11 protein-coding genes are annotated in these 9,880 nt (G+C 66.4%); 4 read left to right on the top strand and 7 right to left on the bottom strand.

Features of this window, described 5'->3' with window-relative positions; all coding sequences use genetic code 11:
- The 3 genes from WAN71_RS20975 to ribD form a co-directional block, all read left to right on the top strand.
- Positions 1-1,365, top strand: a 1,365-nt coding sequence (locus tag WAN71_RS20975; RefSeq protein ID WP_422227173.1) for an RsmB/NOP family class I SAM-dependent RNA methyltransferase, incomplete at its 5' end; no start/stop codon positions are given.
- A 5-nt stretch (positions 1,366-1,370) separates the two neighbouring features.
- The gene (gene rpe / locus WAN71_RS20970; protein WP_422227172.1) at positions 1,371-2,060 is read left to right on the top strand and encodes a ribulose-phosphate 3-epimerase; all 690 of its coding nucleotides are present in this window, start codon (positions 1,371-1,373) and stop codon (positions 2,058-2,060) included.
- Positions 2,057-3,079 carry a bifunctional diaminohydroxyphosphoribosylaminopyrimidine deaminase/5-amino-6-(5-phosphoribosylamino)uracil reductase RibD gene (gene ribD / locus WAN71_RS20965; protein WP_422227171.1) on the top strand — a complete coding sequence of 341 codons (1,023 nt, stop codon included), beginning with the start codon at positions 2,057-2,059 and terminating at the stop codon, positions 3,077-3,079. The genes rpe and ribD overlap by 4 nt, the downstream gene beginning before the upstream one ends.
- Here ribD and mddA read toward each other — a convergent pair.
- From mddA to WAN71_RS20950, 3 genes are read right to left on the bottom strand one after another with little or no spacing between them, the layout of a single operon-like run.
- A complete protein-coding gene (gene mddA / locus WAN71_RS20960) occupies positions 3,076-3,909 on the bottom strand; it encodes a methanethiol S-methyltransferase (RefSeq protein ID WP_422227170.1) in 834 nt (277 codons plus the stop codon). The two genes, ribD and mddA, sit on opposite strands and share 4 nt — an antisense overlap.
- A 32-nt stretch (positions 3,910-3,941) precedes the next feature.
- On the bottom strand, positions 3,942-5,489 hold the full coding sequence (locus WAN71_RS20955) for an MFS transporter (RefSeq protein ID WP_422227169.1): 1,548 nt from the start codon (positions 5,487-5,489) through the stop codon (positions 3,942-3,944).
- Complete coding sequence (locus tag WAN71_RS20950; RefSeq protein ID WP_422227168.1) at positions 5,486-6,190, bottom strand: LppX_LprAFG lipoprotein; 705 nt, start codon at positions 6,188-6,190, stop codon at positions 5,486-5,488. The genes WAN71_RS20955 and WAN71_RS20950 overlap by 4 nt, the downstream gene beginning before the upstream one ends.
- Positions 6,191-6,292: 102 nt before the next feature.
- Here WAN71_RS20950 and WAN71_RS20945 point away from each other — a divergent pair, with 102 nt between their 5' ends.
- Positions 6,293-6,895 carry a riboflavin synthase gene (locus WAN71_RS20945; protein ID WP_422227167.1) on the top strand — a complete coding sequence of 201 codons (603 nt, stop codon included), beginning with the start codon at positions 6,293-6,295 and terminating at the stop codon, positions 6,893-6,895.
- Between the two features lie 58 nt (positions 6,896-6,953).
- Here the strand turns inward: WAN71_RS20945 and WAN71_RS20940 are convergent, their stop codons facing one another.
- The 4 genes from WAN71_RS20940 to WAN71_RS20925 all read right to left on the bottom strand — a co-directional run bounded on the left by WAN71_RS20940 (position 6,954) and on the right by WAN71_RS20925 (position 9,861).
- Entirely contained in the window at positions 6,954-7,346 is a 393-nt protein-coding gene (locus tag WAN71_RS20940) for a DUF732 domain-containing protein (RefSeq protein ID WP_422227166.1), read from the bottom strand.
- A gap of 172 nt (positions 7,347-7,518) precedes the next feature.
- Positions 7,519-8,253: an SDR family NAD(P)-dependent oxidoreductase gene (locus tag WAN71_RS20935; protein ID WP_422227165.1), complete on the bottom strand. Its 735-nt coding sequence runs from the start codon at positions 8,251-8,253 to the stop codon at positions 7,519-7,521.
- Positions 8,240-9,139 carry a TIGR03619 family F420-dependent LLM class oxidoreductase gene (locus tag WAN71_RS20930; protein ID WP_422227164.1) on the bottom strand — a complete coding sequence of 300 codons (900 nt, stop codon included), beginning with the start codon at positions 9,137-9,139 and terminating at the stop codon, positions 8,240-8,242. Before WAN71_RS20930 ends, WAN71_RS20935 begins: the two co-directional genes overlap by 14 nt.
- A gap of 98 nt (positions 9,140-9,237) precedes the next feature.
- A complete protein-coding gene (locus WAN71_RS20925) occupies positions 9,238-9,861 on the bottom strand; it encodes an NADPH-dependent F420 reductase (RefSeq protein WP_422227174.1) in 624 nt (207 codons plus the stop codon).
- Between the last annotated feature and the right edge of the window lie 19 nt (positions 9,862-9,880).

The following is a 9,880-nucleotide window of genomic DNA, read 5'->3' as shown; positions in this document are numbered from 1 at the left end:
TCGCAGCGTCCCAGGCCGCCGCGGCGCCGGCCGCTGGATCCGGCGCGGCGGGCCGCGTTCGATGTGCTCCGAGCGGTAAGCGAGCGTGACGCCTACCCCAACTTGCTGCTGCCAGTCCTGTTGCGGGAACGGGAGATCAGCGGCCGCGACGCCGCTTTCGCCACCGAGCTGACCTACGGAAGCTGCCGCGTCCGTGGGCTGCTCGACGCGATCATTGGTGCAGCCGCGGGTCGGCCACCCGACGCCATCAACCCGGTGCTGCTGGATCTGCTCCGCCTCGGGTCGTATCAACTGCTGCGTACTCGGGTGGACGCGCACGCCGCAGTTTCCACCACCGTCGAGCAGGCCGGAATCGAATTCGATTCAGCGCGAGCGGGTTTCGTCAACGGTGTGCTGCGCACAATCAGCGCCCGCGATGAGCGATCCTGGGTCGACGAGCTTGCACCCGACCAAATGGCCGATCCGATCGGGCACGCCGCTTTCGTCCATGCCCATCCGCGCTGGATCGCGCAGGCCTTCGTCGACGCGCTGGGTGCCGCCGCCGGCGAACTTGATGCGGCTTTGGCCGGCGACGATGAGCGACCCCAGGTGCATCTGGCCGCCCGGCCGGGCGTGCTGACCGCCGAGGAGTTGGCCGGTGCCGTAGACGGCACCGTCGGCCGGTATTCGCCGTATGCGGTGTACCTGCCGGGCGGTGACCCCGCGCAGCTGTCTGCGGTGCGCGACGGCCAAGCGCTGGTCCAGGACGAGGGCAGCCAATTGGTGGCCCGCGCCCTCACGCTGGCGCCGGTGGCCGACGACGCCGGGCGATGGCTGGACCTATGCGCCGGGCCGGGAGGCAAGACCGCGCTGCTGGCCGCGTTGGGCGCGGGTTCGGGGGCCCGGGTCACCGCGGTGGATCAGGCACCGCACCGCGCCGACCTGGTTACCGAGAACACCCGCGGCCTGCCGGTCGAGGTGGTGTGCGCCGACGGACGCCGCAGCGGCCTGGACCCGGGTTTCGACCGGGTACTGGTCGACGTGCCCTGCACCGGGCTGGGTGCGTTGCGCCGCAGGCCCGAGTCGCGCTGGCGGCGACAGCCCGCCGACATCCCGGCGCTGAGCCGGTTGCAACGCGAGCTGTTGGAAGCTGCGATCGCGCTGACCCGGCCCGGTGGTGTCGTGCTGTATGCGACGTGCTCGCCGCACCTGGCCGAGACGGTCGGTGTGGTCGGTGACGCGCTGCGGCGCCATCCGGTGTCCGCGCTGGACACCCGGTCGCTGTTCGAGCCCGTCGCAGATCTAGGGGAGGGCCCCTACGTTCAGCTGTGGCCTCACCGGCACGGCACCGACGCCATGTTCGCCGCAGCCCTCAAAGTAGGCTGAAGCCCATGTCAGGCAAGACCGATCGGCCGCTGATCGCGCCGTCGATACTGGCCGCTGATTTCGCCCGGCTGGCCGACGAGGCCGCCATCGTCGAAGGCGCCGACTGGTTGCATGTCGATGTGATGGATGCACATTTCGTGCCGAACCTGACGATCGGGCTGCCGGTGGTGGAAAGTCTGTTGGCCGCCAGCGACATTCCGATGGATTGCCATCTGATGATCGAGAATCCCGACCGTTGGGCGCCGCCGTACGCCGAAGCGGGCGCCTACAACGTCACGTTTCACGCCGAGGCGACCGACAACCCGGTCGGCGTGGCCCGCGACATCCGCGCCGCCGGCGCCAAGGCGGGGTTGAGCATCAAGCCCGGCACCCCGCTGGACCCTTACCTGGACATTCTCAAGGACTTCGACACCTTTCTGGTCATGTCGGTCGAGCCCGGTTTCGGCGGGCAGGAGTTCATTCCCGAGGTGCTGAGCAAGGTCCGCACGGTACGCAAGATGGTCGACTCCGGCGAGTTGACGATCCTGGTCGAGATCGACGGCGGCATCAACGTCGACAACATCGAGCAGGCCGCCGAGGCCGGTGTCGACTGCTTCGTCGCCGGATCCGCGGTGTACGGTGCCGAGGATCCGGCGGCCGCGGTTGAGGCACTGCGGCGACGGGCCGGTGCCGCGTCCCCGCATCTGCGCCGATGAGTGTGCAGGCGGCGGCCATCAGCTACGACGCCGCCATGCGGCTCGCGGTCGAGCACGCCGACCTGGTCAAGGGCAGCACCTATCCCAACCCGCCGGTCGGTGCGGTCATTCTGGACCGCGATGGCCGGGTCGCCGGCGCAGGCGGCACCCAACCGGCGGGCAGGGCGCATGCCGAGGTGGTGGCGCTGCGGCGGGCAGGGCGCTTGGCCGAGGGCGGCACCGCGGTGGTCACCCTGGAACCCTGCAACCATCACGGCAAGACCGCGCCGTGCGTGGACGCGCTGCTCGACGCGGGCATCGCGTCGGTGGTGTACGCGGTCACCGACCCGAACCCCACTGCCGCGGGTGGTGCGGCGCGCCTGGCGGCCGCCGGAGTACGCGTCGTCGGCGATGTGGAAGCCGATCTGGTCGCGGCCGGACCGCTGCGCGAATGGCTGCACAAGCAACGCACCGGGTTGCCGCACGTGACATGGAAGTACGCCACCAGCATCGATGGCCGCAGCGCGGCCGCGGACGGCTCAAGCCAGTGGATCAGCAGCGAGGCCGCGCGTGCCGACCTACACCGCCGCCGAGCGGCGGCCGACGCGATCGTGGTTGGCACCGGGACGGTGCTCACCGACGACCCGACGTTGACCGCCCGGTTGGCCGACGGCGGTTTAGCGGACCGCCAGCCGCTGCGGGTGGTTGTGGGTATGCGTGAAATCCCCTCGGAGGCAAAGGTTCTCAATGACGACTCGCGCACCATGGTGATCCGCACCCGTGACCCGGCCGAAGTGCTCCAGGCGGTGTCTGATCGCACCGATGTGCTGCTCGAGGGCGGGCCCACGCTTGCCGGGGCGTTCCTGCGGGCGGGGGTGATCGACCGCATCCTGGCCTACGTCGCGCCGATCCTGCTGGGCGGACCGATCAGCGCGGTTGACGACGTCGGCGTGCCGAGCATCGCCCGGGCGCTGCGCTGGCGCTACGACGGCATCGAACGGGTCGGGCCGGATCTGGTGCTGAGCCTGGTGCCCCGCTAGCCGGTCGAACGGGTGCGTCGAGAGTGACCGCCCATGCCGGGAATCAACATCGGGACGCGGCGACGGTAGTCGCTGTATTCCTCCCCGAATGCGCGGATCAGGTCGTGCTCCTCGAATTGGACTGCTACCAAGATGTATCCGGTCGTCGCGACCGCAAAGAGCAAGTGTCCCAACGTCATTCTCGGCGTGGCCCAGAACGCGATCAGGAAACCCAGGTAGATCGGGTGTCGAACAGCCCGGTAGAAAAGCGGCGTCGCGAACTTGTGCTCGGCAAGCCGGCGCCCCCGCAGCCGGGCGAATACCTGACGCACGCCGAACAGATCGAAATGATCGATCAGAAGGGTGCTCAGCAGGACAATTGCCCACCCAACAAGACCGGTGACCGTCAGCACCGCCGCCCAGGGCTGGGCGGTGACCAGCCAAACGTCGTCAGTGATGGGGTACCAGGCCACGACCAGGACGACCAGACAGACGTTGGAGGCAAGCACGTAGGTCGAGCGCTCTGCACTCGGCGGCACGATGCGGGTCCACAGGCGTTTGAATCCCTGCCTGGCCATGACGCTGTGCTGAACGGCGAACAGCCCGAGCAACGCCGTATCGATGATCACCGCCGTGACAGTCAGACTGCCGTCGCCGAGGCCACCGCGATCGATGCTTTTGCCCACGATGTGCACATTGCCGACCGTGAAGTCAGCGTCGACGACAAACCCGATCAGATACAGGAAGGTGAGCAGGAACATCACGTAAGCAGCCATGCCATAGGCCGCGATCAGGACACCACCGGCAGAGTTGCCGGCCGGTTGCGATGAGGCCCCATCGCCCCGAGTCACACCAAGAGTGTGCTCCGCTTTGGGCCGAATACCTAGACCCGAGGCCCGACGGGCTGCTCTTCGTGCAGTTCAGGCTCTTCGGCATGGGTGCGACGGCTGCTGATCAGCAGCCCGAACACTGCACCCACGGCGCAGACGACCGCCGTGACCGTGAAGATGCCGCCGTACATCTGGGCGAACGCCTGCCGGTAGAGGGTGGCCTGCGCCGCAAGCCGCATCGCCAGGCTGGCGTTTTCCGGCACTTGCGTCGACAGCCTCGCGACGATGTGCGGTAGCTGATAAAAGCCCCACGCGCTCAGCGCGGCTACCCCGATGAGCATGCCCGTCATCCGGGCCACCACCACCGCCGCCGAGGCGATGCCGTGCTGCGCCGACGGCACCACCCGCAAGCTGGCCGAGGTCAGCGGCCCGATCACCAGACCCAGCCCCAAGCCCGCGATCGCGAGGTCGGTGTCCAATGCGGGCAGTGACAACAGGCCAAAGATGTTGTGCCGCTGGTCCAATAGGTCGATCGACCACTTCGAGATCAGCCAGTAGCCACCGGCCGCGATCGACAGCCCGACGAACGCCATGGCCCGGTCGCCGACCTTGGTCGCGATCCAGCCGCCCAGCAGCGCGCCGATCGGCAGCGCGATCAGGAAACGCAGCAGCAGGATGGCGGCTTGGTCCTGCTGCTTACCGAGCACGCCCTGGGCGAACAGCTCGACATCGACCAGTGTCACCATCAGCGCAGCACCGGCACACAGCGACGCGCCGAGCGCGGACAGGAACGGTCCGAAGTGCACCCCGGTGGGCTCGATCAGCTTGGTACGCGCAAACCGCTCCCACACCGCGAAGATCACCGCGACAGCCACCGCCGCGATCAGCAGTGGCTTTCCATAGCTGGGCAGCACCTCCTGACCGTTAGGGGACGGGTTATACAGCCCGATCACCGCAAGCCCCAACGTGATTGCCAGCAGCAGTCCACCGACCAAGTCGATCTTTTCCGGGTCGGCGCTGCGGTCCCGTGAGGGGAGGCTGAATTGGATCATCACCATCGCGGCCAGCGCCAGCGGCACGTTGATCCAGAAAACGTCCTGCCAACGACTCGTCAGCCACACGATGAAGATTCCGTAGAGCGGGCCGAGCACGCTGCCCAGCTCCTGCGCGGCACCGATGCCGCCGAGTATCCCGGCGCGGTTGCGCTGGCTCCACAGATCCGCACCGAGGGCGAGCGTCACTGGCAGCAGTGCACCGCTGGCCACGCCTTGAATGGTGCGGCCGATCACCAGCACATGCAGATCGGTGGATAGCGCGGTAATCACCGAGCCGACGATGAACGCGGCCAGGCTGGCCTGCAGCAGCAGTTTGCGGCCGAATCGGTCCGAGGCGCGGCCCAGCAGCGGCATCGCGGCGATGTAGCCCAGCAGGTACCAGGTGACGATCGGCGTGATTCGTTGCAGTTGATTGATCGGTATGCCGACGGTGTTGATGATGTCGCGCATGATGGTGACCACGACATAGGTGTCGAGGGCACCGAGCAGTACGGCGAGGCTGCCCGCCCCGATCGCGACTCCGCGGCCGGTGTGTGGTGCCGTCATCCGGCTACCGGCGGCTTGGTGACCTGCACGGGCGCGTTCCAGTTCGACAGCGTCATCTGGACCGAGTTGCCCGCGCTTTGGTCCAGCTTGGCCTGCACCAACTGGTGATCGCCGGTTTCCTGGATCCACATTGTCGCCGGCAGCGGCTGAGTCGCTTTCAGTTGCGGCGCAAGCCCGTTCACCCCGTCGACTGAGGCCGTTCCGGTGATCTTGACCGTGCTTTGCCCGTTGATGGTTTCCCGTGAATCGGACTTGGGGTTGCTGATGTTGGTCAACACGTTGGCCAGACCGGTGTTCGGGTTGAGGATCTCGGATGGGTCATAGATAGCGGACGCCGCACCGAAGCTTTCCCAATGGCCTGGGGTCAGCGCCGCGTAGAGGGTTCCGTCGTCGACCACGAATTGAGCATCGACGCTCGAGCCCAACACCGTGAGGTTGGCCTCGCCCTTGGCCGCGGTGTCAGGTGACGTGGTCAGGTCGCCGGTCAGCGTCTTGACCGGCAGTCCTTTGATCGTGCCGGCCACCGACAGCACCAGATGAACGCTCTTGACGTTTCTGGTGGTCAAGTTGGACTTGGCGAGCAGCGTGGCCGCGTCGGGGAGCGGCGCGGTGGATTGCTTGGATGACGAGCAGCCGCCGACCAGAGTGGCGGCGATACTGAGGGCGGCAAGGACGGCGAGGAATGGGCGACGCGTCGGCATACGTGCATCGTAGAGGGTGCCATTCAGCCCACGCCGAAGCCCGAGGTAACAGCGGTGACGGCCACGTAGCGCGCAGACTGCCAGACTTATTAACCTGAGGCGGTGTTCACCGGAATCGTCGAGGAATTGGGTCAGATAGTCGGCAAAGACGACCTGGGCGATTCCGCGCGGTTCACCATCCGTGGTCCGGTCGTTACCGCCGATGCCGGTCACGGCGACTCGATCGCCGTCAACGGCGTGTGCCTGACGGTGGTCGAGGTGCTGCCGGAGGGCCAGTTCACCGCCGACGTGATGGGCGAGACGTTGAAGCGCTCGAGCTTGGGCCGGCTGGCCGCCGGCAGCCCGGTCAACCTCGAGCGCGCCGCGGCCTTGAACAGTCGGCTTGGCGGGCACATCGTGCAGGGACACGTGGACGGCACCGGCCAGATTCAGGCCCGCACCCCCGCCGAGCACTGGGAGGTGGTCCGGATCGGGCTGCCCGTTGAACTGGCGCGCTATGTGGTCGAAAAGGGCTCTATCACCGTCGACGGAATTTCGCTGACCGTCTCCGGGCTCGGCAGTGACCCCCAAGACTGGTTTGAGGTATCGCTGATCCCCACCACCCGGGAGCTGACCACGCTGGGCCAGGCCGCGCCCGGGACATCGGTGAACCTCGAAGTCGACGTCATCGCCAAGTATGTTGAGCGGCTCATACAACCAAAATAGGCTTCTAGCAGCGCAAACACCCTAAATTCCGCCGCCAGCGGCACACTAAAGGGGTGGATCACCTGCCCTTTTGGTCCGGGCAGTACACGGTGATGGCGTCCCTGATGAACTGCGCCGCCTGCCCACTGGTCATACCCTGCGATTCCAGTTCGTTGTAGATGTCCCCGATGGCGAACATGTAGGGGCCTGGCTGCGCGCCGAAGCGGAAATTGAACCCACCGGAGCGAGGGAGATTACCGTCGTCGCACCGTTCATGCGCGATGGCGATCATCTGATCCGGAGCGCCGACAATCTCGTGTTTCGAGAGCAAGGCCAAAAACTGGTCGTCCGGGCCGTCGGCGTGAGCGGTCGCTCCCGCCAGCATTACGGCTGCCGCGGCGGCGAGAACGGCACGAAACGGATTCACAACCATGGTTGAGTGTGACACCACCGCGGACAATGCGCAGGTCATTGAAGAAGCGTCCCCAAACCGGGATAGGCAGCAGCGCGTCGACCCGAGCTGTGAGCCCGATCGGTCAAACATATTTGCCCCTAGACCGGAGCCCTTAGGATTCTAGCTGCGAAAACAGACCGCAATTCCGGACAGCGACTTATCCATTCCTCCGCTCAAGCGTGGTGCCTAGTCAGACTGCCGTGGTGCCGCCGTCGACAATCAACTCCATACCATTGACATAGCTTGAGTCGTCCGAGGCGAGGAACAACGCGGCCGTCGCAATCTCCTCAGGGCTGCCCATCTTTCCCCGTGGGATCAATGCCTCAAACTGCGCCTTCGTCTCCTCGTCGAACAACTGCTGCTGTATCGGCGTGGCGACCTGGCCCGGGGTCAGCACGTTGACCCGGATCCTCCTGTCCTTCAACTCGGACAACCACCCGCGGGCGTAGGCATGCAGAACAGCCTTGCTCGCCGCGTACACACTCCAGAAAGGAAAGCCCTTGACCGAAGCGATTGACCCCGTCATGAAGATCGAGCCACCGTCGTTGAACAGTGGCAATGCCTTCTGCACCGTGAACAGCGTGCCGCGCGCGTTCAGCCCGAAAGTGGCATCGAAGTGCTGCTCCGTGATCTCGCCGAGCTTGCGCTCCTCGCCCGTCCCGGCACTTGTCCACAACACGTCGACGGCGCCCTTTTCCCGCCTGACCGCGTCGAACAAACGGTCCAGCTCGTCCAGGTTGGCCGAATCAGCCTGCACGCCGGTCACGTTCCGGCCGATCAGCTTGACGGCTTCATCCAGAGCTTCCTGCCGCCGACCCGAGATGAAAACATGAGCTCCTTCTTCAACGAACAACTTGGCACCGGCAAGCGCCATACCGCTTGATCCACCCGTGATCACCGCCACCTTGCCGTCAAGCTTTCCCACGATCACTCCATCGAGCGATTACCTGGCTGGCGAAGTCAAGCATCTGGTCAAGGCTGGGGAACATTGCGAAGGCATCCACGATCGCCTCATCAGCACCGGACCCGGCGAGGCGCTCGAGCCTGCCGGCAACCGAGTCAACGGACGTGCCCGGTTCGAGGTTGATCCGCATCGCCGTCTTCAGCGCGTCAGGATCGCGGCCGGCGTCCTGCGCCGCACGGCGCGCAATCGACCACAAGTGGTCGGTGACCTCGTCCTGCAGCCCCTCGACCCCGAGCCAGCCGGTGCCGCTGCGGCCGACCCGGCGCATCGCGGCCTCACTGGCGCCGCCGATCCAGATGGGCGGACCGCCGGCCTGGACCGGGCGCAGGTCGGCATGGACCGGCGGCAGCGAGAAGAACTCGCTCTCCCAGGACACCGGGGTAGTCGTCCACCACTCGTGCAGGAACGCCAGCAGGTCGTCGAGCATCTGCCCGCGTCGGTGCCAGTCCGCGCCGCGGGCGATGTCGTGCTCGTCCTTCATCCACCCGATTCCCACGCCAACGTCAAGGCGGCCGTCGCTGAGCACGTCGAGCGTGGTGAGCAAGCGGGCCAGGTGCGGCGGTTCGTAGTAGAACGTGCTGAGCGTGCTGGCGTTCAGCCGCACCCGGCTGGTCGCCGTCGCGGCGACCGTCCACAGCAGCACCGGATCGAGGTAACGGGTCATCTGCGGCGGGTACGGCTGCTCTTTGCCCGGATAGGTGCTATGCATGTCAACCGGCGTGACCAGGCGATCGCCGACCCACAGCGTGTCGTAGCCAAGGTCCTCGAGTCCGCGGCAGAACGCGCTCAGACCAGCGGCGCTGCTGATAGCGGGCCCGACTATGGGAAGTGCGAAACCAAGCTTCATCGCGAGAGTCCTCTCCTATCATTTCGATGATCCATCAACCATTATTTGGGCGCACGGCGCCCCTGTTCGTTCACTGCGTGGACCTGCGGCGGTGCAGCTCAGCCGGGAACGGTGGCGCCGAGGGCGAAGTCGTAGTTCCCCACCCCGTGGCTGGCGAGACCCATCATGACCAGGCCCGTTCCTTCCAGCCAGTGCGCCATGTTCAAGCCGCCGACGTCGAGCGGGCGCAGCCCGAGGCTCTCGACGAACTCCGCCACGCCCGCCTTGGCGCGCGCGTCGTCGCCGGCGATGAAGACGTCGAGCTTCCGGCCCTGGGCCAGGACAACACCGAAGATGGTGTTGAATGCCTTCACGACGCTGGCGCTGGCCGGGGCGGCCTTGGCAACTTCCTGCGCGACCGAGGTGCCATCGGGGATGGCTAGCCCGTCTGCCGCGGAATTGAAGGGGTTGCTGATGTCGACGATGACCTTGCCCGCGAGGGCGTCTCCGTACTGGGCGACGACCGGAACGACATTGGCGTACAACAGGGCCACGATGACGATGTCCCCGGCCGGGACGGCGCCGAACTTTCCCGTCGTGGCGCTGCCGCCGAGAGCCTTGGCCAGGTCAGCGGCCTTAGGCTGATCGCGGCCGATGACCTCGACCGTGTTGCCGCCCGCTACCGCCAGCGCGCCGATGGCGCGGGCCATGTTCCCAGTACCGATGATGCTGATGCTGCTCATGAGGTGTCCTGTCCTGACT

Origin of the sequence: Mycobacterium sp. (genome assembly GCF_049280035.1) — a bacterium.
Classification (GTDB): Bacteria; Actinomycetota; Actinomycetes; order Mycobacteriales; family Mycobacteriaceae; genus Mycobacterium.
Note: the sequence above shows the minus strand (reverse complement) of the source record. Positions and strands in the feature narration are given on the sequence as shown.